General features: G+C 59.4%; 20 protein-coding genes. 9 read left to right on the top strand and 11 right to left on the bottom strand.

Annotated elements, in window-relative coordinates:
* The 5 genes from VGP75_RS18050 to hmgA form a co-directional block, all read right to left on the bottom strand.
* A partial coding sequence (locus VGP75_RS18050) for a DUF2783 domain-containing protein (RefSeq protein WP_327544977.1) occupies nucleotides 1–120 on the bottom strand: 120 nt, incomplete at its 3' end.
* A gap of 2 nt (nucleotides 121–122) precedes the next feature.
* Entirely contained in the window at nucleotides 123–1748 is a 1626-nt protein-coding gene (locus VGP75_RS18045) for an FAD-dependent oxidoreductase (RefSeq protein ID WP_327544976.1), read from the bottom strand.
* Between the two features lie 23 nt (nucleotides 1749–1771).
* Nucleotides 1772–2722 (bottom strand): MBL fold metallo-hydrolase, encoded by a 951-nt coding sequence (locus VGP75_RS18040; RefSeq protein WP_327544975.1) that lies wholly within the window; start codon nucleotides 2720–2722, stop codon nucleotides 1772–1774.
* A gap of 12 nt (nucleotides 2723–2734) precedes the next feature.
* Complete coding sequence (gene fahA / locus VGP75_RS18035; protein ID WP_327544974.1) at nucleotides 2735–3991, bottom strand: fumarylacetoacetase; 1257 nt, start codon at nucleotides 3989–3991, stop codon at nucleotides 2735–2737.
* Nucleotides 3992–4025: 34 nt separating this feature from the next.
* Nucleotides 4026–5384, bottom strand: a complete 1359-nt coding sequence (gene hmgA, locus VGP75_RS18030) for a homogentisate 1,2-dioxygenase (RefSeq protein WP_327544973.1) — start codon at nucleotides 5382–5384, stop codon at nucleotides 4026–4028.
* A gap of 93 nt (nucleotides 5385–5477) precedes the next feature.
* On the opposite strand from hmgA, the gene VGP75_RS18025 reads away from it, so the two are divergent.
* Complete coding sequence (locus tag VGP75_RS18025; RefSeq protein WP_327544972.1) at nucleotides 5478–5933, top strand: MarR family winged helix-turn-helix transcriptional regulator; 456 nt, start codon at nucleotides 5478–5480, stop codon at nucleotides 5931–5933.
* A gap of 190 nt (nucleotides 5934–6123) precedes the next feature.
* Here the strand turns inward: VGP75_RS18025 and VGP75_RS18020 are convergent, their stop codons facing one another.
* Nucleotides 6124–6588, bottom strand: coding sequence for a DUF3237 domain-containing protein (locus VGP75_RS18020; RefSeq protein WP_327544971.1), 465 nt, complete (start codon nucleotides 6586–6588; stop codon nucleotides 6124–6126).
* A 91-nt stretch (nucleotides 6589–6679) separates the two neighbouring features.
* Between VGP75_RS18020 and VGP75_RS18015 the strand changes: the two genes are divergently transcribed.
* From VGP75_RS18015 to VGP75_RS18005, 3 genes are read left to right on the top strand one after another with little or no spacing between them, the layout of a single operon-like run.
* A complete protein-coding gene (locus VGP75_RS18015) occupies nucleotides 6680–7162 on the top strand; it encodes a MarR family winged helix-turn-helix transcriptional regulator (protein WP_327544970.1) in 483 nt (160 codons plus the stop codon).
* Nucleotides 7162–7929, top strand: coding sequence for an SDR family NAD(P)-dependent oxidoreductase (locus VGP75_RS18010; RefSeq protein WP_327544969.1), 768 nt, complete (start codon nucleotides 7162–7164; stop codon nucleotides 7927–7929). The genes VGP75_RS18015 and VGP75_RS18010 overlap by 1 nt, the downstream gene beginning before the upstream one ends.
* Nucleotides 7930–7943: 14 nt before the next feature.
* Nucleotides 7944–9728 (top strand): feruloyl-CoA synthase, encoded by a 1785-nt coding sequence (locus VGP75_RS18005; RefSeq protein WP_327544968.1) that lies wholly within the window; start codon nucleotides 7944–7946, stop codon nucleotides 9726–9728.
* Here the strand turns inward: VGP75_RS18005 and VGP75_RS18000 are convergent.
* The 4 genes from VGP75_RS18000 to VGP75_RS17985 form a co-directional block, all read right to left on the bottom strand.
* The gene (locus VGP75_RS18000; protein ID WP_327544967.1) at nucleotides 9725–11053 is read right to left on the bottom strand and encodes a TRAP transporter large permease; all 1329 of its coding nucleotides are present in this window, start codon (nucleotides 11051–11053) and stop codon (nucleotides 9725–9727) included. The genes VGP75_RS18005 and VGP75_RS18000 overlap by 4 nt on opposite strands.
* Complete coding sequence (locus VGP75_RS17995; protein WP_327544966.1) at nucleotides 11050–11580, bottom strand: TRAP transporter small permease; 531 nt, start codon at nucleotides 11578–11580, stop codon at nucleotides 11050–11052. The genes VGP75_RS18000 and VGP75_RS17995 overlap by 4 nt, the downstream gene beginning before the upstream one ends.
* Before the next feature lie 67 nt (nucleotides 11581–11647).
* On the bottom strand, nucleotides 11648–12697 hold the full coding sequence (locus VGP75_RS17990) for a TRAP transporter substrate-binding protein (protein ID WP_327544965.1): 1050 nt from the start codon (nucleotides 12695–12697) through the stop codon (nucleotides 11648–11650).
* Between the two features lie 76 nt (nucleotides 12698–12773).
* Nucleotides 12774–13559 (bottom strand): crotonase/enoyl-CoA hydratase family protein, encoded by a 786-nt coding sequence (locus VGP75_RS17985; RefSeq protein WP_327544964.1) that lies wholly within the window; start codon nucleotides 13557–13559, stop codon nucleotides 12774–12776.
* A 96-nt stretch (nucleotides 13560–13655) separates the two neighbouring features.
* On the opposite strand from VGP75_RS17985, the gene VGP75_RS17980 reads away from it, so the two are divergent.
* Genes VGP75_RS17980 through VGP75_RS17965 form a run of 4 tightly spaced genes read left to right on the top strand, consistent with a single transcriptional unit; the run spans nucleotide 13656 to nucleotide 18586 of the window.
* A complete protein-coding gene (locus VGP75_RS17980) occupies nucleotides 13656–14543 on the top strand; it encodes an amidohydrolase family protein (RefSeq protein WP_327544963.1) in 888 nt (295 codons plus the stop codon).
* A gap of 27 nt (nucleotides 14544–14570) precedes the next feature.
* On the top strand, nucleotides 14571–15749 hold the full coding sequence (locus VGP75_RS17975) for a cytochrome P450 (RefSeq protein WP_327544962.1): 1179 nt from the start codon (nucleotides 14571–14573) through the stop codon (nucleotides 15747–15749).
* An 8-nt stretch (nucleotides 15750–15757) separates the two neighbouring features.
* Nucleotides 15758–17284, top strand: a complete 1527-nt coding sequence (locus VGP75_RS17970) for an acyl-CoA dehydrogenase family protein (RefSeq protein ID WP_327544961.1) — start codon at nucleotides 15758–15760, stop codon at nucleotides 17282–17284.
* Nucleotides 17285–17296: 12 nt separating this feature from the next.
* Entirely contained in the window at nucleotides 17297–18586 is a 1290-nt protein-coding gene (locus tag VGP75_RS17965) for a flavin-dependent oxidoreductase (RefSeq protein WP_327544960.1), read from the top strand.
* Here VGP75_RS17965 and pcaQ read toward each other — a convergent pair.
* Entirely contained in the window at nucleotides 18555–19457 is a 903-nt protein-coding gene (gene pcaQ / locus VGP75_RS17960; protein ID WP_327544959.1) for a pca operon transcription factor PcaQ, read from the bottom strand. The two genes, VGP75_RS17965 and pcaQ, sit on opposite strands and share 32 nt — an antisense overlap.
* Nucleotides 19458–19550: 93 nt before the next feature.
* Here pcaQ and pobA point away from each other — a divergent pair.
* A partial coding sequence (gene pobA, locus VGP75_RS17955; protein WP_327544958.1) for a 4-hydroxybenzoate 3-monooxygenase occupies nucleotides 19551–20555 on the top strand: 1005 nt, incomplete at its 3' end.

The following is a 20555-nucleotide window of genomic DNA, read 5'->3' as shown; positions in this document are numbered from 1 at the left end:
AAGGATCAACCGCGCATTGAACGCGTCGCTTTCGTCTTTGCTCAGCCCGTTATGCGCACCGAGCAATTCATCGTAGAACCCGTCAGGGTCGTTGATGTTTGGCGCAAGATTGAGTTCCATAGTTACTGCCCCCGTCCTGTTGCGGTCCGCATGGCGGCCTTGATATCTGCCGCGTCAGCCACAGCCCAGCGCGCGACGACGTGCTGATCGGGCCGGATCAGATAGATCCCACAGGGTTCATCCCCCAGATACCTTGTCGCAAGCGCCCCCGTCGGATCATCACGCCTCGTGTCCAGCCTGATCGTCCGCACCACAATGCCATCGACATCCGCAACATCAGGCGGCGCGGTGTTCAGCGCCAAGACCGTGAAATCGCCGCCGAGTTGTTCCAACAGAAAACCATCCGCCATAGGCGCATCGGCACAACTGGCCCCGACACGGCTGTGCTCGGGTCCGTTCAGTTCATCTGGCCCGTTCAACGACAGCCCGTCATAGACACAAGGAACCGACAGGCGGCCGGAATTGACCAAGGGCCGCGCAAAGGCGTGTTTTTGCGCCAATTCAAGGACGGCATTGCGGAAGACCTTGCTGATCGCGCTCTTCGGCGTCAGGAAATCTGTTGCGCGGGTTGAATTGAGGATGTTTTCATCCGCTCCATGCACCCGCTCTTCGGAATAGCTGTCGAGTAAACTCTCCGGTGCCAACCCTTTGACGACTAGATCAAGCTTCCACGCGAGGTTGTCTGCATCCTGCACGCCCGAATTCGCACCGCGTGCGCCAAACGGCGATACCAGATGCGCGCTGTCACCTGCGAACAACACGCGCCCATGGCGGAAGTTTTCCATGCGGCGGCATTGGAACGTATAAATTGATGTCCATTCAAGCGCATAGTCCGCCCCTTCACCCAGCATCGCATCAACCCGCGCACGAATGTTTTCAGGCTTCAATTCCTTGGCGCGGTCAATGTCCCATCCTAGTTGGAAATCAATTCGCCAGATGTCATCGGGTTGTTTGTGCAACAGGGCCGATGCGCCGCTGTCCTTGAAAGGCGGTTCGAACCAGAACCACCGCTCGGTCGGGAAATCAGCTGTCATTTTCACGTCGGCTATCAGGAAGTTATCCTCGAACACGCGCCCGTCAAACCGCAGCCCCAACATATCGCGGGTGGGCGAACGCGCACCGTCACAGGCAATCAGCCAGTCCGCCCCGAGCTGATAGGGCCCGTCAGGCGTGTCGATGTCGACACTGACAATGTCATCATGCACAGTTATGCCGGTGACAGCGTTCCGCCCCCTGATTTCGATGGGGCAGCCTTCGCTCTGTACCTTGCGGACAGCATCTACAAGGTATTTCTCGAAGTAGGATTGTTGCAGATTGATGAAGGCAGGCGCCTTATGCCCGTCTTCGGGTTGAAGGTTGAATTCAAAGACCTTCTGGTCGCCATGAAATACCTTGCCCACGTTCCAGACGACGCCCTTGTCGACCATCGCCTGCCCCGCGCCCAGCCGGTCGCAAATCTCGAGCGTGCGTTTGGCAAAACAAATGGCACGGCTGCCCTGCCCGACCCCTTCATGGTCATCAAGCACCAGCACCGGCGTGCCCTTGCGCCCCAGATCAAGGGCGGCCGCCATACCCACAGGCCCGCCCCCGATGATGACAACAGGATGGCGCAGAGGCGCGGCCCCAATGGCGGCCACTTTTTCGTAAGGATAGAGCTTGAATGCAATGTCGTAGCGCACGTCGACCATGTATGACCTCCCCTGACCAACCCTCAGCCCTGCAATTGCGCCCACATTTCCAGATCGCGCTTGTCGGTCCAGATGCGCGGGTGCCAGATCCCGCGGGCCTCGTCATAGGCACGGCTGACGTTGAACGGCAGGCAATGTTCGTAGATTGCGTAGTCGCTGAATTTCGGATCACATTCCGCGCGCACGGCGTCCCATGCGTCTTTGAGTGAACCACCCCGCATGGCGACCTTCTTGGCAGGTTCAAACGTGCTTGCGACGAAATCACGGGTGCTCTCGATGGCGCGTTCCACAGCCTCTTTGCCGATCAACGCCCCCCCGCGCCCCGGTGCAATCGCATCCACATCATAGGCCTTGATGTTGTCGAGCGTCTGGCCCCAATCGCCGAAATAGCCGTCACCGCAATAGCAGGCGGAATGGTCTTCCACGATATCGCCTGTGAACATCACGTTCTGATCCGGCACATGAATGATCGCATCACCCGCCGTATGGGCACGGCCGATATGTTTGATATCGACACGGCGTTGACCCAGATAGACGGTCATGGCATCGCTGAAGGTCGCGGTCGGATAGGTGAGGCCGGGGATGGATTCGTGGCCCTCGAAAAGACGCGGGAAGCGTTGGAATTCACTGTCCCAATCCTCTTGCCCCCGCTCGACCACCATGGCGCGGGCGGTATCGGACATGATGATCTGATCGGCACCATAGGCCGATGCACCCAGCACGCGCACCGCGTGGTAATGGGTCAGCACGACATGGCTGATCGGTTTGTCGGTGACCTCGCGCACCTTTTCGATGACCTTGTTGGCCAGCCGCGGCGTTGCCTGCGCCTCGACAATCATGACGCTGTCATCGCCGATGATCACGCCCGAATTGGGGTCGCCTTCGGCTGTAAAGGCCCAAAGCCCTTCCCCGACTTCGTCAAAGGTGATCTTCTTTTCGGTCATATCCCCTTGGGATGCGAATGCTTTTGCCATTGTACTTGTCCTTTATGCAGGGAATTTGACCGCAGGGCGGATCGTGCCCTCACAGGTCCCGAAACCGATTTGATACCCGTCACCCAGTGCGGCACCGCGCAGGATCAATGTGTCGTTGTCTTCAATGAATGTGCGTGTCTCACCGGTGTCGAGCGTCAACGGCGTGCGCCCTGCCCAGCTGAGTTCCATCAGTGATCCGAATTCGGATTTTTCAGGTCCCGAGATCGTCCCCGACCCCAAAAGGTCACCCGCATTCATACCGCAGCCGCCGCTTGCATGGTGGCACAGTTGCTCGGCAGCGGAATAATACAGCCGCTTGGCGTTTGTCTTGCAGACCGACGTCGCTTTGGTGGCACCTTCGGGCTGTATCAGCACTTCAAGCGCGATGTCATAGAGCCCGTCAATTGTGCCATCCAGATAGGGCAGCAATTTCTTTTCGCGCGGGGGTGTCGGTGCGCGGAACGGTTCCAATGCTGCTTTCGTGACAATCCACGGAGAGATCGAGGTGCCGAAGGCCTTGCCCTGAAACGGCCCGAGCGGTTGGTACTCCCACGCCTGAATATCACGCGCCGACCAGTCGTTGAGCAGAACAAAGCCAAAGATCATGGCGTCGGCCTGATCCACTGTGACCGGCGCGCCAAAGTCCGAGGGTGTGCCGACAATCGCGCCCATTTCAAGCTCGATGTCCAACCGTTTGGACGGACCAAAGGACGGCATATCGGCATCCGGCGCCTTTGACTGGCCATTGGGGCGGGTTATCTCGGTACCGGAAACCACAACCGATGACGCGCGACCATTGTAGCCAATCGGAATGTGCAGCCAATTTGTCGGTAGATCAGGGGATCCGCGCAAGATTGCACCCATGTTTTGCGCATGCTGGCGACCGGCGTAGAAATCGGTGTACTCGGACACCAGAAACGGCATGTGCAGTTGCGCATCCGCCTGTCGCACAAGATAGGGTGCGATGGTGGCTTGGTCGCCAGACCCCTCGGCCAGCATCTCTTGCAGACGCGCGCGCAGTTTGGCCCAAACCTCTGGCCCCAATTCCATGACCTGGTTCCAGAACGGCAGATCGAAGACCGCTTCCGCGTCCAGTTCAATCAATCCGGCGGCTTCCAGCGCCGCCATATCAAGGATCATATCCCCGATTGCGACACCGCAGCGCGGATCTTCGTCCGCCAGTGAAAAGACGCCGTATGGCAGGTTGTTCAGTGGAAAAGGTGTATTGGCCGAGTTGGCGCTGGCCACCCAGCTTTTCATCAAGGGCATCGGCAGCCTTTCACGTCTGGATATACACGGCGCATCATTTCTTGCCCGGTGTCCCGTCGAATTTCTTTTCCAGCGACGCCCAGCAATCAATGTAATCGTCCTGCAACGGTGCCTCTTTCGCGGCGAATGCTGTCAAATGCTGTGGAAACCGGGTTTCGAACATGAACGACATCGTCTCGTCGAGCTTCTCTGGTTTGAGATCCGCGTTCGACGCCTTCTCGAATGCTTCCTTATCGGGGCCGTGCGGGATCATCATGTTATGCAGGCTGATCGATCCGGGTGCAAAGCCGTTCGGCTTGGCGTCATACTTGCCATAGATATTGCCCATCAGTTCGGACATGACATTCTTATGATACCAAGGGGGGCGGAATGTGTTCTCCATTGTCATCCAGCGTTCGCGAAACAGAACAAAATCAATATTGGCCGTGCCGGGAACACCCGAGGCCGCAGTCAGAACGGTAAAGATCGACGGATCGGGATGGTCAAACAGGATGGCCCCGATCGGGCAGTAATTGCGCATATCATATTTGACCGGCGCGTAATTGCCGTGCCATGCCACAACATCCAAAGGGCTTTGGGCGATCTCGGTTTCGTGGAATTGACCGCACCACTTCATTGTCAGCGTGCTTGGCACCTCGCGGTCCTCAAAGGCGGCAACGGGCGTTTTGAAATCGCGCCGGTTGGCCATGCAGTTGGCCCCGATCGGGCCGCGCGCGGGCAGTTCGAATTTCTGGCCGTAGTTTTCGCACACGAAACCGCGCGCAGGCCCTTCGATCACTTCGACACGGTACACCAGCCCCCGCGGCAGGATTGCGATCTCTTTGGGCTCCAGATCAATAATGCCAAGTTCCGTACAGAACCGCAGGCGCCCTTCTTGCGGCACAACCAGCAATTCGGAATCTGCCGAATAGAAATATGCATCCTTCATGCTTTGCGTCACAAGATAGACATGCGACGCCATGCCGACCTGCGTGTTCACATCGCCCGCCGTCGTCATCGTGTGCATGCCTGTCACCCAGGTTAGCGGCTTGTCGGCATGGGGCAGCGGGTCCCAGCGGTACTGTCCGAGGCTGGTGACGTCATCAATCACATGCGGTGCGGACTTCCAGTAGGGCACATCAATGCGCTTGTAGCGGCCAGAGTGTTTCACCGACGGGCGGATGCGGTAGCACCATGTGCGTTCGTTTTGATGGCTGGGGGCTGTAAAGGCCGTTCCCGACAACTGCTCACCATAAAGACCATAGTTGCATTTCTGCGGGCTGTTCATGCCTTGCGGCAAGGCTCCGGGGAGTGCCTCGGTTTCAAAATCATTGCCGAACCCCGGCATATAGCCCTCGGTTGTCCCGACGGGAGATTGCGCGACTTGCATGGAACGCGGCGATTGCTTGTTCATGGGAACCCCTTCCGGCAGATCAGATCGAATCGTTGCATTTGAAACTACCGCTTTGGTATTAGTTGAAAATGTAACTATCAACGGAAATGTCCTATGAGAGCCCCGCCCCCCGAGGACGATGACGCGCATTTCGACCTGAAAGACTTCCTGCCCTATCTGCTGAATATTGCCGGCGAGGTCACAAGCAGCGGGTTCCAGTCCAGCTACAAAAACCAATATGGCATGACCCGCACCGAATGGCGCGTGCTGTTTCATCTGGGCCGCTACGGCGACATGACCGCGCGTGATATCTGCGCCCGTGCGCGGACGCATAAAACAAAAGTCAGCCGTGCCGTCAGCGCGTTGGAAAAAACCCGCTTTCTGAAGCGTCACAAAGACCTTGAGGACCGCCGCTTCGAAACCCTGTGCCTGACGCCAGAGGGATACAAAGCCTACAAGGCCCTCTGCGATAAGGCCCGACAGTTTGACCGCGCATTGTCCGCGCAATTCACAGCCGAAGAAAACGCAATTCTGCGCCGCTGCCTTCGGCAACTGGCGGACCTGCCTTAGCAACTGTATCTTTCAGGTCATCGAAGCCATCCATATCTGGCGACTCTTGCACAACGCAAGCGCTGCAACTGCCGTGTCACAGCTTGGCAATTGCTTATGGCAGCCAGCGGCTTTGGCGAGGCGTAACTTGCGCTGGGTCTCAGCCAATCTGGTCTGGTACATCTTTTACAAGCCAGGCCCACAACACCGTCTACATCACTGCATAAAGCCGCATCAGCACGCTTTGCTCTTTGCGCGCGCCAACGCCGACAAACAGCGTGCGGTTCACCCAGCCGTAGCGGCTGTCGCCCGTTTCCAGCCTTGCATGGGTCCGCATGTAGTAGCTATCGGGCGAGACGTCCTCGCCGCGCGCGATGGCCGCGATCACCTCTTGCGGGCCGTGGCGAAACCCGTAGTTCACGATTTCGATCGTGGCACCGTCATGGGTTTCCAGCGCATAGCGTGTGTCCAGTTCCGCCAGACCGTCAGCAAAGATGGTCTGCCAATCTGCCCCGACGTTCAGAATCCGGCCCTTCAGTTGCGGGCCATCCATCGTACCGCCCACAATCGGAATGATCCGGCGCGTGCCAGCACGGCCTTGCCCCATCGCGCGGATCGGGTCCAAATGAACCGTCAGATCAGTGACCCAGACAAGCGTTGGTTCGGGCAAGTTCATCACAGTCATCCTTTCTGTGGCACGCATGCAAAACTGTTTACCTACTTAACAATATACGCTATGTCTGTCGAGAGACTTAGGGAGGCACATCATGGCACCTCGCGCGGCTGCGAAACAGATAAAGACCGACACGACACGCGTCGTCTCGGATCTCGAGACGTTGATTGGCTACAACATGAAACGGGCCTATGTGGCAATCCAGAAGGACTTTCGCGCAGCACTTGGCGAGGGTGGGCTTTCGCCACGCACTTTCTCGGCGCTGTCACTCGTGGTCGCCCATCCCAATATCAGCCAAAGCAGCCTTGCGCGGATGTTGGGCATTGAGCGCTCGGGGCTGGTTGCCATCATTGATGAACTTGAACGCCGCAAATTGTTAACGCGCAGCGTTGTGCCCGATGATCGCCGCATACAGGCGCTTGTGGCCACACCGGATGGGCAACTGGCCTATCATGACACTCTGGCAACGGTTCAGGCGCATGAAGATCGTCTTTTGGCCGATCTCACCGCTTCGGACAAAGAAACACTCATGGAGCTTTTGAAAAAAATCCGCCTGACAGATAAGGAGAGCACGTAATGCAGGATTGGGCAGGACATGGCGCAATCGTCACAGGTGCGGCCTCTGGCCTTGGGGCCGCGACTGCTGAACGGCTTGCGGCCAGCGGGCTGAAGGTCACGATCTTTGATATGAATGCCGCCACAGGGCAAGCACAGGCCGACAAGGTCGGCGGCACATTTGCCGCTGTTGATGTTTCGAACCCCCAATCTGTCGCAGACGGGATTGCCAAGGCCGAGGCCACCCATGGCCCGACCCGCGTTCTGGTGAATTGCGCAGGCATCGCCGCCGCAGCCAAAACCGTGTCGCGCGGCGAAGCCCACGACGCGGATATGTTCGACCGCGTGATCCGCGTGAACCTGATCGGCAGCTTCAATTGCGCCAGCCAAGCGGCCGCGCGTATGGTGGCAGCGGACCCTATTGACGCAGACGGCGCGCGGGGTGTGATCATCAACACCGCCTCGGTCGCGGCCTATGACGGGCAGATCGGGCAGTTGGCCTATGCTGCAAGCAAAGGCGGTATCGTGGGCATGACCCTGCCCATGGCGCGCGATCTTGCCGACAAGGGCATCCGCGTCTGCACGATCGCACCGGGTCTTTTCCTCACGCCGCTCCTGCGAGAACTGCCTGAGGACGTGCAGGCCTCGCTTGGCGCACAGGTGCCCTTCCCGTCCCGTCTGGGCGATCCGGGCGAATACGGGGAATTGGTCGACCACATCACCCGCAACCCGATGCTGAACGGAGAGGTCATCCGTCTGGATGGCGCGATCCGTATGGCGCCCCGCTAGAAAGACCCAAGGCTATGACGGCACAGACCTCTGCCTCCGCCGATTTCTGGAACCCAACTTTCGATTACGAACGCCGCGCCGACGGCACGGTCATCATCCGCCAGCATGGCGAATTGCCGGATCACCCCCAATTGCTGGCCGATTATCTCGACAAATGGGCCGACGAAACCCCTGACACGACCTGGATCGCGCGCCGCGCGGATGGCGGCGACTGGCGGCATATCACCTATGCCCAAGGGCGCACGATGGCCAAAGCGATTGGTGCGGGTCTGCTGGCCATGGGTCTTGGGCCAGACCGCCCCCTGGTGGTGCTGTCAGAAAACAGCCTTGAACATGCGCTGCTCGGCATGGCCTGCGCCTATGTGGGCGTGCCTTATGCGCCGCTCTCACCCGCCTATGCGCTGGTCTCGACCGATCACGCCAAGCTGCGCAATATCACCGCGCTGCTTAATCCCGGCGCACTTTTCGCCGACGATGGGGGGCAATTCGCCAAGGCATTAGAAGCGATCAGCGCGCCAGACCGCAAGGTGATCAATCTGCGCAATCTTGTGGATGGGGCCGTTAGCTTCGATAGCCTGCTTGCGACAGACCCCGCGCCCGCCGAGGCCGCCCGCACCAAGCTGACCCCCGATACGGTGGTCAAATACCTCTTCACCTCAGGGTCTACCGGATCACCCAAAGCCGTGATCAATACCAACCGCATGATCTGTGCCATGCAGGCCGTCGTGCGCGATTGCTACCGCTTCCTGACCAAGGAACCCCCCGTCGTGCTGGATTGGGGCCCATGGAACCATACCGCGGCAGGCAACAAGGTCTTCTATCTGGTCATGACAAATGGCGGCAGCTATTACATCGACGATGGCCGCCCTGTGCCGGGCAAGTTTGACGAAACCCTGCGGAACCTGCACGAAATCTCCTGCACATGGTACTTCAACGTGCCCATGGGCTACGACATGCTGGTCGACCAGCTTGAGACGGACCCTGCCCTCGCGCAGACCTTCTTTGGCAAGCTTGGCATGATGTTCTACGCTGGTGCCGGCATGGCCCAGCGCACGTGGGACCGGTTGCGCGCCGCAGGGCGTGCGACCACCGGCCACGAGGTGTTGCTGGCCACAGGGCTGGGTGCGACCGAAACCGCACCTTTCGCGCTGGCCTGCACCGAACCGCAGGAAAAATCCGGCAATGTCGGTGTGATTTCACGGGGACTGGCGCTGAAACTTGTGCCCAATGGCGGCAAACTCGAGGCACGCATCAAAGGCCCCACGATCTTTCCGGGCTACTATGGCGACCCCGAACAGACCGCCAAAGCATTTGACGACGAGGGCTACTACTGTCTGGGCGATGCCCTGCGCCCTGCCGATCCTGATGACTTCGCCAAAGGGTTCTTCTTTGACGGGCGGATCGCGGAAAACTTCAAACTCTCAACCGGTACGTGGGTCGCCGTCGGTGCCGTGCGCGCGGGATTGGTTGATGCCATGGACGGGCTGATCCGTGACGCAGTCATCACCGGTGAAGATCAGGCCCAACTTGGCGCGATGGTGCTTTTGTCACCGGCCGCCGCACAGATGGATGCGACCGCGCTGCGCGCCGCCTTATCCGAGAAACTGGCCGCGGCAGCAAAGGCCGCCACGGGGTCCGCCAGCCGCGTGCGGCGGATTATCGTGCTGACGGAACAACCCAGTTTCGACAAAGGCGAAGTGACCGAAAAAGGCTCGCTCAACCAGCGCGCCCTGCGCAGCAACCGCGCAGAGACGCTTGCCCGTCTTTACAGCGATGACCCTGCGGTCATCGCTGTCTAGAAGCTGTCGATAAACCAGACGAGCCAGAGGGTAATCGCGGGGAACGCCGCCAGAATGACCACGCGGATCAGGTCGGTGACCACAAACGGCAACGCGCCTTTATAGGTTTCCTTGATCGGCGTGTCCTTGGCCATCCCGTTGATAATGAACAGATTCAGGCCCACAGGTGGCGTGATCAGCCCGACCTCGACCACAATCAGCACCAGAATACCGAACCACAACCCGAAGTCCTGCGGCGACATGCCGAAATCCAGCACGATCATAATCGGATAGATGATCGGCACGGTCAAAAGCACCATCGACAGGCTGTCCATCACGCATCCGAAAACCAGATACATGAACAATACGACCGCAAGAACGAACCATGGCGAAAACCCTGCATCGCCCACCCATGCGGCAGCGACTTGCGGCAATTGGCTGAGTGCCAGAAAGCTGTTGTAGAACCCCGCCCCCAAGATGATCAGATAGATCATCGCCGAGGCACTGGCGGTCGCAAGGATCGCCTGCCCCAGTTTCGCCCATGTCATCTGACCCGAGAGAATGCTGATCAGCCCCGTCCCTGCGGCCCCCACAGCAGCAGCTTCTGTCGGTGTAAAGACACCAGTATAGATGCCCCCTACGACCACCACAAAGATCGTCAGCACGGGCCAGACCTTGCCCAGCGCCACCAGACGCTCGGACCACGGCACGCGGTCTTTGACCATCGCGGAATTGGGCGACACGCGCACCCAGACAGAAATCGCGATGATATAGCCAAGTGCGGCCAGGAGGCCCGGCACCAAAGCGGCTACGAACAGCTTTTCAATGTTTTGCTCGGCCAGAATGGCGTAGATCACAAGGATCACCGACGGCGGGATCAGGATCCCCAAGGTCCCGCCTGCCGCCAAAGCGCCTGTTGCCAAGGATCCGGGGTATCCATAGCGCTTCAACTCGGGCAGTGCCACCTGCCCCATCGTGGCGGCGGTCGCCAGAGAGCTGCCGCAAATCGCACCAAAGCCTGCACAGGCACCGATCGCCGACATCGCAACACCCCCGCGGCGGTGCCCAAGGAAACTCTCAGCTGCACGGAAAAGCGCGGCCGACATGCCCGAAAGGGTCGCAAACTGGCCCATCAGCAAAAACAGCGGAATGATCGAGTAGGAATAGTTCGAGAACGTCCCATAGGTCACATTCTTGAACGCATTCAGCACCGGCAGCGAGGTGCCGTAAATCAGATATGAACCGCACACGCCCACAGCCATCATCGACAAGGCAATCGGCACCCGCAGGAACACCAATACCAAAAGGGCCGGAAACGACCAAAGGGCCAGCGCAAGATCGCTCATGTCAGGGGCTCCGTTCGGGCGTTTTTCCAGATCAGGCCGCGTGCGGACCGGATCACACAAAATGCGGCGACAAGAACAAAGCCAACAGCACCCACCAGACAGGCGGCATAGCCAATCCAGACCGGGATTTGGGCAATCAGGGTGGTTTCGCCAAAACGCTGTTTATCCAGCAGACCCAACCAGAGCCGGTGAGCTATCAGCGCCGCCAGAACCAGCATGCCAATGTCAATCAAGACATTCAGAAACCGGTTCAGGACATCGGGTAAAGCAGATTTGAACAGATCAACAGCGGCATGGGAATTCATGTACTGGCACCACGGCAGGAAGGCGAAAATCGCGGCTCCGACAGCAATTTCGGTATAGTCATAGATCCCGCGGATCGGGCCACAGCAGATACCGGCAGAAAACAATGCGCGCCCGGTAATTGAGACCACCGTCAACACCACGATCACCACAAGTAATGCACCGCCCGCAAGCGCGAGCAGGCGCGCCACACCACCGGCAATTCGTGAAAGCATCACATACATTGCACCCTCCCAAGCGCAGCAAAAATCCGGGCGTCTTTGCAGGCGCCCGGATCAATCGCAAAAACTGCTAGCCCGCAAGCATCGCTGTTTTCTCGTCGATCAGCTGTTTCGCGCGGTCAATCAGCGCCTGACCGTCAATGCCCTTGGCATCCATTTCGGCAACCCATCTGTCGATGACAGGCTGTGCGGCTTCCTTCCAGCGCGCCACTTCGGCCTCATCAAGCTGGATGATCTCGTTGCCCGCATTCACCGCGATGTCCCGGCCTGGTGCATCATAGTCGAACATCACCTGAGAGAAAGCCTGCGCCATCGCCGCACCGCTTTCGGCGTCAAGAATTTCACGCAGATCATCCGGAAGCGCCTCATAGGCGGATTTGTTCATTACCATAATGATCGTCGCGGTATAGAGCGCCTCTGGCCCACCGAATTCGGTATGGTGGCTGACAAGCTCCGTCAAACGGATCGACGGTGTCACCTCCCACGGAATGACCGTGCCGTTGATGACCCCTTTGGACAGTGCCTCGGGGATCGCGGGCAGCGGCATCCCGACAGGTTCTGCCCCCAGCTCGGACAGCAGATCGTTGATAATGCGGGTCGGACCGCGCAGGGTCTTGCCTGCCATATCCTCGAGCCGTGTAATCGGCTCTTCCGAGTGGATCAGGCCCGCACCGTGGACCCAACCGGCCAGCACTTTGAAGTCGCCATATTCGCTTTCGGCAAAGTCTTCTTCGATCATCTGCTGGAATGCCAATGACGTGGCAATCGAGTCCTTCATGATGAAAGGCAGCTCGAACACTTCTGTCCGCGGGAAGCGCCCTGGCGTGTAGCCCACAACAGACATCGCAATGTCGACAACACCGTCGCGCGCTTGGTCAAGCAACTCCGGCGGCCGCCCGCCAAGGGCCATCGCGTCAAAGTGCTGGATTCGCAAACGGCCACCCGAAGCCGCCTCAAGACGCTCGCCCCAAGGCTTGAACGCTGCGGCAGGCAGCGGCGCGACCGGTGGCAGGAACTGATGGAACCGCAGGGTCGCATCCTGCGCAAAGGCCATATGTGGCGCTGCGCTGACGGCAAGCGCACCGGCAGCAGTGGTTTTCAGAAAGTCTCTTCTTTTCATGGTATCTCCTCCCAAAGATTGTCAGTGTGTTAGTGCGCAGTGCGTTTTTTACACTGCGCGTTGCTCCAGCCTCTTGTCACCTGAATTTTGGCTCCCGCTTCTCAAGAAAGGCGCGCAGCCCTTCTTTTGCGCCATCAGATGACTGAGACATTGCTGCCGCAAGGCTCTCGGTAAAGAGCCCGTCACTCCGCGACATATCCCCGATGCGCGAAATCGCATTGATCATCAGGTAATTCGAAAACGGCGCGTTATCCGCAATCCGGCGCGCCAGCTTTTGCGCAAGGGCCAGACCCTCGCCCTCTTCAACGGCATAATGGGCCAGCCCCATCGCCAGTCCATCCTCGGCCCCGTAACTGCGGCCCGTCAACATCATCTCGCGCATCCGGTCAGCGCCCAGAATCCGGCCGACCCGCACGGTCGCCCCGCCGCCCACAAAGATACCGCGCCGCCCTTCTGGCAGTTGAAACCGCACCGATGGTTCGGCAATCCGCACATGAGTCGATGTCGCAATTTCAAGCCCGCCACCAATGACTGCACCAGTCAGAACCGAGATGACCGGCAGCCCGCCGAACTCGATCAACTCGGACACACGGTGCCAGTTGCGTGAATGGAAAACGCCGGGAATCGGTTTGCGGCATTCATGTTCGGCCAGGTCGAGACCGGAACAGAAATGTCCGCCCTCGCCCCGTAAAATAACGGCATTCACGCCCTCTGGCGGGTTGGAGAAGAAAGCGTCGAGCGCATCGACAAGCGCATCGTTCATCGCATTGCGCTTGTCGGGGCGGTTGAAAACGATGGTCGCAATATCGCCGTCCACGTCAACGCGTGTGACAGAGGTATCCAGTTCCGAAGACCGCATCATTCTCTCCGTAAAAACTCAATTCTGAAAACTGTTGTATAGGTTAACAGTTTTGCTGTATATCTTTTTTTGCACGAACTGGTCATGCGGGAGGATTACATGGTCGATTTCGCCTCGGTGAAAGCAATTGATTTTCACACCCACGCAGAAGAACCCTGCTGTGACCATCGCGATGACGGGTACAATGAATTTCAGGCTGGCATGGCCGCCTACTTCAAAAATCCCGCAGGTGCGCAGGGCATGTTGCCCACGGTGCAGGACACCGCCAACTACTACCGCGAACGCAATATCGCCGCCGTGATCTTTCCGGTCGATGCAGAACGCGAAACCGGATTCCGGCGCTACTCCAACGAAGAAGTCGCGAAAATCTGCGCCGAGAACGACGATATCCTGATCCCTTTTGCCTCGGTTGATCCGCATAAAGGCAAGGCCGGCGCGCGCGAAGTGCGCCGTCTGGTGCGCGAATTCGGCGTGCGCGGTTTCAAATTCCACCCCACCATGCAGGGGTTCTTTCCCAACGACCGCGACACCGCCTATGCCGTGCTTGAGGCCTGCGCCGAAGAAGGGGCGATTACGCTTTTCCACACAGGTCAGACCGGTGTCGGTTCCGGCATGCGCGGCGGCATGGGGATGCGGCTGAAGTATTCCAACCCCATGCACCTTGATGATGTGGCGGTTGATTTCCCCGACATGCCCATCGTGCTGGCCCACCCGTCTTTTCCATGGACCGAAGAGGGCCTTGCCGTCGCCCAGCACAAGCCCAATGTCTACTACGACATGTCAGGCTGGTCGCCCAAATACTTTCCCGAAACCTTCATCCGCTATGCCAATTCGATCCTGAAAAAGAAGATGCTATTCGGCTCCGACTGGCCCGCGATCACGCCGGACCGCTGGTTGGCAGATTTCGAAAACGCGCCCTTCAAGGATGAGGTCCGCCCCCTGATCCTGAAGGAAAACGCCTTGCGTATTTTGGGTGAGAGCGTTTAGGCCCCCCACACCGGAAAGGTTGCAACGATGGCAAAGCAAGCACCGCTCGACGATACGATCACGCTGGACCAACTGGACCGCGACCCGTTTCCGATCTACCGCCGCCTGCGCGCAGAGGCCCCCGTCTTGCGCGTCAAATCCGCTGGCCGCACCCTTCTGACCAAAGCCAGCGACACCAAATACGTCAAAGACAACCCCGAGATCTTCAGCTCTGACGACCCCAACACCCCAATGAAACGCGCCTTCCGCGCCCATACCCTGATGCGCAAGGATGGCGAGGAACACCGCCGCGAACGCATGGCCATGGCCCCCGCCTTTGCGGCACGCGTGATCCAGAACGACTGGATGCCGCGCTACGAGGAAATCGCGCGCGACTATGTCGGCCGCCTGCCGCGCGGCGAGGTGGTTGACCTCTTTTCGATCCTGTCGGGTGCCTACGCCGCGCGCGGCCTTGCGATCCTGCTTGGGATGGAAGAGGCCAGCGACGAAGATATGCTTGAATGGTCGCAAGCGCTGATCGAAGGGGCGGGCAACTTTGGCTGGCGTGACGCGCCCTTTGCGCGCAGCGACCGCGCCAATGACGCGATTGATGCGTTGCTCGACAGCATTCAGGACCGCCACCGCGCCGCCCCCAACAACTCGGCCTTTTCGGTCATGCTGAACGCCGACGATCCGATTGCGATGTCGCAAATCTACGCCAATATCAAAATCGCCATCGGCGGCGGGATCAACGAACCGCGCGATGCGCTCAACACCATCCTCTACGGCCTTCTGACCAACCCCGACCAGTTGGAAGAGGTCAAGCGCAACGACGATTGGGACAAAGCCTTTGAAGAAGGCGTGCGCTGGGTCGCCCCGATCTCGGCCTCCTCACGGCTGGTGACGGAAGATACCGAAATCCGCGGCTACCATATCCCCAAAGGCGACACCGTCATGACCATTCAGGCCAGCGCCAACCGCGATGAAGAGCTTTTTGACAATGGCGAGGAGTTTCAGGTCTACCGTGACAAGAACCCCCATCAATCCTTTGGAAACGGCCCGCATTTCTGCCAGGGCACCCATGTGGCACGCCGCGCGGTTGGCAAGGTCATGCTGCCGATCCTGTTTGACCGTTTTCCCGACATGGAAATCCCCGACACCGACGCGGTCATCTGGCGCGGCTTTGGCTTCCGCGGGCCCGTGCAAATCCCTGTGTTGCTGAAATAACGTCGCCCATGACAGCCTTCAAAGCGCCCACCGGAGACATCCTCTTTTCACTCAACCATGTGGCGCAGGCCAACAGGGTTGATGACTGGGACGCCGAGCTTGCAGGTGATATTCTGGGTCATTTCGCAGGCTTCGCCGAGGGCGTCATCGCCCCGCTCAACGCCATCGGCGACCAGCAACATGTACAGCTAGTTAATGGCCGCGTGCGGATGCCCGAAGGCTTTGGCGCAGCCTATGCACAGCTTGCGGGCGATGGGTGGCAAGGCCTGACAGCACCCGAACGCTTTGGCGGCATGGCGGCCTCTCCGCTGATCGCGGCGGCAGTATCCGAGGTATTTTCCGGCGCCAACCACGCGCTGCAAATGGTCTGCAATCTGGTCCCCGGCGCGATTACGACACTGCTGAAATATGGCAGCCCCGGCCAGCAGGACCACTGGATTCCGAAACTCGCCTCGGGCGATACACTCTCCACAATGTGTCTGACCGAAGCGCAGGCGGGCTCGGACCTTTCCGCGATCCGCTGCCGCGCGGAAAACACAGGCGATGGCTGGAAAATCACCGGCGAAAAGATCTTCATCTCTGGCGGCGATCAGGACATGTCCGCCGATATCCTGCATCTGGTGCTGGCGCGCAGCGGACCTGCAAATTCCGGTATGAAAGGCCTGTCCCTCTACCTCTGCCCCGCACAGGCACAGGTCAGTGTCACACGGATCGAAGACAAAATGGGTCTGCACGCCTCGCCCACCTGCCAGTTGCGCTTTGACAGTGCAAGCGCAGAGCTGATCGGCGCGGAAGGCCAAGGGCTTGCGGCGATGTTCACCCTGATGAACCACGCCCGCATTGATGTGGCGCTGCAAGGGGTCGCCCACGCCAGCCGCGCCGCCGACATTGCCGCCGCCTATGCCGCCGAGCGCACACAAGGCCGTCAGGCGGATAGCGCGCCCGCACAACTGCATCACCATGCCGATGTGCAGCGGATGCTGGACGAACAGCGCAGGCTTGCCATGGGCGCGCGGGCCATGTGCCATATCGCGCTGGTGGAACTTGCGCGCAACGACCGTCCCGCGCTTGGCGATTTCCTGACCCCGCTGTGCAAGGTTTTCGGGTCCGAGGCAGGCATCCGCGCCGCTGATCTCGGGATCCAGATATTGGGCGGCTATGGTTACTTGACCGAATACAGGCTTGACCAGATCTGGCGCGACGCCCGCATCTGTGCGATTTACGAAGGCGCGAACGGTATCCACGAACGCAGCATTGCCACACGCGGCCTGCGCCCGGGTGGCGGCGCCGATGAATTCGCGGACCTGATTGCTGAACTCGCCCATGGATCAGAGGCGGTCAAGGCGCGTCTTGATGCTTGGCAAAAATGGCGGACCGAGATGACCCGCGCCGCCGATCCCCTGCCCCAAGCCCACGCGTTCGCGCAGGAAACAGCGCAATTGTTCTGCGCAGCCTCTTGGACGCAGATCGCCCATGTGGCACACCATCACCACGCCCCCCAAGAGTTGCTGCGCCTTGCGCAAACAGCCCGCTAGAAGGATCACCCCATGACCAACACTGACGTCATTATCGCAGGCGGCGGCATCGGTGGGCTGACCATGGCGCTGACGCTGCACCAGATCGGGGTGTCCTGCCGCGTGATCGAGGCCGCACCTGTCATGCAGCCTTTGGGTGTGGGCATCAATATTCAACCCAACGCCGTGCGCGAACTCTTCGATCTGGGCATCACGGCCACCGATCTGGATACCGTTGGCGTGCCTGCACGCGAATGGGCCTTGGTGGGGCTGAACGGCAAGGAGGTCTACGCCGAACCCCGTGGCACCGAGGCCGGATACAAATGGCCGCAATACGCGGCCCATCGCGGTGAATTCCACATGCTGCTTTACCGCAAGGTCGTGGAACGGCTGGGGGCCGATGCCGTGATCCTTGGCGCGCGGGTCACAGGCTATCGCACGACGGAAAACGGCGTGATCGCAGACCTTTGCGATGCAGAAGGCACGTCACACGACCTCAAAGCCAGACTGCTCATCGGGGCCGACGGCATCCATTCGGCCATCCGCGCCCAGATGCACCCTGACCAACCGCCCATCCACTGGGGCGGTGCTGTCATGTGGCGTGGCACCATCCGTGCCAAACCGATGCGCACGAACTCATCCTTTATCGGACTGGGCACGCATGAACACCGCATGGTGATCTACCCGATCTCGGCCCCCGCCGCAGACGGCACAGCCCTGATCAACTGGATCGCAGAAGTGACCCGCGACAACGCAGGCGGCTGGCAGGAACAGGGCTGGTTCCGCCCTGTCGATGTGGACAGCTTTGCGCATCACTTCGATCAATTCCGGTACGACTGGCTTGATGTCCCCGCCATGCTGGCGCGCACCGACAATGCCTATGAAAACCCGATGATCGACCGCGATCCGGTCCCGACATGGGTCGATGGACCCGTAGGCCTGATGGGTGACGCGGCCCATGCAATGTATCCCACAGGGTCCAACGGGGCGAGCCAGGCCATCGTGGACGCCCGCGTGATCGGTGCACAAATGCTGGTACATGGCGTGACCCCTGCGGCACTTGCAGCCTATGACGCGCAGCTTTGCGCACCTGTTTCTGCTTTGATCCTGCGCAATCGCGGCGCAGGGCCGTTCGGCCTGCTCAATCTGCTGGATGACCGCTGTGGCGGTGTGTTCGACAATATCGACGACGTGATCCCCGCGGCCGAGCGCGCGGCCTTTATGGCCGATTACAAAGCCGCCGCAGGCTTTGCCATCGACCGGCTGAATGCAGCGCCGCCAACGATTGCACCTACGCCGGCACCGCACGTACCAGCGCACTGATAAACGCCCGCGCGGCGACCGAACGCACCTCTTCGGCGCGCGACATCACCCCCACGGCCCCTGTCGTGGCCGATGTATCCAGATCAAGCGCAACCAACCGCCCCTCGGCCAGATCATCGGCCACGACACCATAGCTGATCACCCAAACGGTGTTCGGATCGGCCAGCGTGGCGGCCCGCCCGAAGGCCGAAGACGCCGATTCAATACGCTCACGGAACAGTGGCACACCCTGAGAAATCAACAGCCGCGCCACAAGCGACCGGATGGCGGAATTCTGGGGCGGATAAAGGACACGGAACGCATCCAGTTCCGCAAACTGGCGCACCGTCACGGCAGGGCTGTCCGGATGGGCCACGACCACCACGCGTTCGGTATAAAGCTGCAAGAACTCCAGCCCTGTCATCGTCTCGGGTCGCCCCAACCGCCCCACAACCAGATCAAGCCCCCCGCTACGCAATCGCGTCGTCAGGTCCTGATGCGGACCTTCATGCAGCTCGACCAAAGTGTCGGGACTGCGCGCGCAGAAATCCGTTACGGCCTGCGGCAACAAATGCGAGGCCACACTGGGCAACGCCCCTATGCGTAGTTTTCCTGCCGACAACCCCGTCGCCCGCACACTCCGCAACCCGTGCCGCAAAGCCGACGTGCTTTGCTCTGCAAATTGCAGGAATGTGTCACCCTCTGCCGTCAGCTTCACGCCAGCACGGCTCCTTTCAAGCAATACAACGCCAATAATCTCTTCAAGTTCCTTGAGGGCTTTGGAAATCGCAGGTTGCGTCAGATGCAACTGCTCAGCCGCAACCTTCAGACTACCCGCCCGTGCAATCGCGCTGAAGGCATTCAGATGTCGAAACTTGATCCTGTGATCCATTTAGTTTCCAAAAATAGCAACTAAATGACGCGAATAATCAATTTTCATCACCGTTTCAATATGCCACTCCCTTTTGCAGGAGGCATCTCGAACATGAAAACGCAAGTTGCGATTATCGGTGGCGGGCCATCGGGCCTTTTGTTGTCCCAATTGCTGCATAGACGTGGCATCGAAAGCGTCGTGTTGGAACGCAAGACGCGCGACTATGTGCTGGGACGCATCCGTGCGGGCGTGCTCGAACAAGGCTTGGTCAAACTAATGGAGGAAGCGGACTGTGCCGACCGGCTCCATGCCGAAGGCATCCTGCACGATGGCACGCTGATCTCATACGGCGACGAGATGTTCCGCGTTGATTTTACCGAACACACTGGCACGCCAGTCATCGTCTACGGCCAGACAGAAGTGACGCGGGACCTCTATGATGCACGCGAAAAAGCAGGCGGGCAGATTGAATTCAATGTCGATGATGTGGTGATCCACGGCGCCGACACCGACACCCCATTCATCACCTACAACGTGCATGGCGAGGCGCGACGCCTCGATTGTGATTTCATTGCCGGATGTGACGGGTTTCACGGGGTCAGCCGCCAGACAATTCCGCTGGAAGTGCGACGCGAATATGAAAAGGTCTACCCCTTCGGCTGGCTTGGTATTCTGTCGGAAACCCCGCCGGTGAACCACGAACTTATCTACGCCAACTCACCGCGCGGCTTTGCGCTGTGTTCGATGCGCAATGAAAACCTCAGCCGCTATTACATCCAGTGCTCGCTCAGCGACAAACCCGAGGACTGGACGGATGCGGCCTTCTGGGAAGAGCTCAAGCGCCGCATCCCTGCCGATCAGGCGGCAAATCTGGTCACAGGCCCGTCGATCGAGAAATCCATCGCGCCCCTGCGGTCCTTCGTGACCGAACCGATGCGCTGGGGGCGCTTGTTCCTTTGCGGTGACGCCGCCCATATCGTACCGCCCACGGGGGCCAAAGGCCTGAACACCGCGGCCTCTGATGTGCATTACCTTTACAACGGCCTGACCGAGTTCTACGCCAACGGCAGCACCGACGGCATCGACAGCTATTCGCAAAAGGCCCTCGCCCGCGTC

Source organism: Yoonia sp. (assembly GCF_036007805.1).
Taxonomy (GTDB): Bacteria; Pseudomonadota; Alphaproteobacteria; order Rhodobacterales; family Rhodobacteraceae; genus Yoonia.
This window is presented reverse-complemented; position numbering and strand designations above follow the sequence as displayed.

Bases quoted from the DNA above. Each gene is read 5' to 3' on its own strand.
- VGP75_RS18045 (WP_327544976.1), bottom strand. From the start codon at position 1,748: ATGGTCGACGTGCGCTACGACATTGCATTCAAGCTCTATCCTTACGAA.
- VGP75_RS18040 (WP_327544975.1), bottom strand. From the start codon at position 2,722: ATGGCAAAAGCATTCGCATCCCAAGGGGATATGACCGAAAAGAAGATC.
- fahA (WP_327544974.1), bottom strand. From the start codon at position 3,991: ATGCCCTTGATGAAAAGCTGGGTGGCCAGCGCCAACTCGGCCAATACA.
- hmgA (WP_327544973.1), bottom strand. From the start codon at position 5,384: ATGAACAAGCAATCGCCGCGTTCCATGCAAGTCGCGCAATCTCCCGTC.
- VGP75_RS18025 (WP_327544972.1), top strand. From the start codon at position 5,478: ATGAGAGCCCCGCCCCCCGAGGACGATGACGCGCATTTCGACCTGAAA.
- VGP75_RS18020 (WP_327544971.1), bottom strand. From the start codon at position 6,588: ATGAACTTGCCCGAACCAACGCTTGTCTGGGTCACTGATCTGACGGTT.
- VGP75_RS18015 (WP_327544970.1), top strand. From the start codon at position 6,680: ATGGCACCTCGCGCGGCTGCGAAACAGATAAAGACCGACACGACACGC.
- VGP75_RS18010 (WP_327544969.1), top strand. From the start codon at position 7,162: ATGCAGGATTGGGCAGGACATGGCGCAATCGTCACAGGTGCGGCCTCT.
- VGP75_RS18005 (WP_327544968.1), top strand. From the start codon at position 7,944: ATGACGGCACAGACCTCTGCCTCCGCCGATTTCTGGAACCCAACTTTC.
- VGP75_RS18000 (WP_327544967.1), bottom strand. From the start codon at position 11,053: ATGAGCGATCTTGCGCTGGCCCTTTGGTCGTTTCCGGCCCTTTTGGTA.
- VGP75_RS17995 (WP_327544966.1), bottom strand. From the start codon at position 11,580: ATGTATGTGATGCTTTCACGAATTGCCGGTGGTGTGGCGCGCCTGCTC.
- VGP75_RS17990 (WP_327544965.1), bottom strand. From the start codon at position 12,697: ATGAAAAGAAGAGACTTTCTGAAAACCACTGCTGCCGGTGCGCTTGCC.
- VGP75_RS17985 (WP_327544964.1), bottom strand. From the start codon at position 13,559: ATGATGCGGTCTTCGGAACTGGATACCTCTGTCACACGCGTTGACGTG.
- VGP75_RS17980 (WP_327544963.1), top strand. From the start codon at position 13,656: ATGGTCGATTTCGCCTCGGTGAAAGCAATTGATTTTCACACCCACGCA.
- VGP75_RS17975 (WP_327544962.1), top strand. From the start codon at position 14,571: ATGGCAAAGCAAGCACCGCTCGACGATACGATCACGCTGGACCAACTG.
- VGP75_RS17970 (WP_327544961.1), top strand. From the start codon at position 15,758: ATGACAGCCTTCAAAGCGCCCACCGGAGACATCCTCTTTTCACTCAAC.
- VGP75_RS17965 (WP_327544960.1), top strand. From the start codon at position 17,297: ATGACCAACACTGACGTCATTATCGCAGGCGGCGGCATCGGTGGGCTG.
- pcaQ (WP_327544959.1), bottom strand. From the start codon at position 19,457: ATGGATCACAGGATCAAGTTTCGACATCTGAATGCCTTCAGCGCGATT.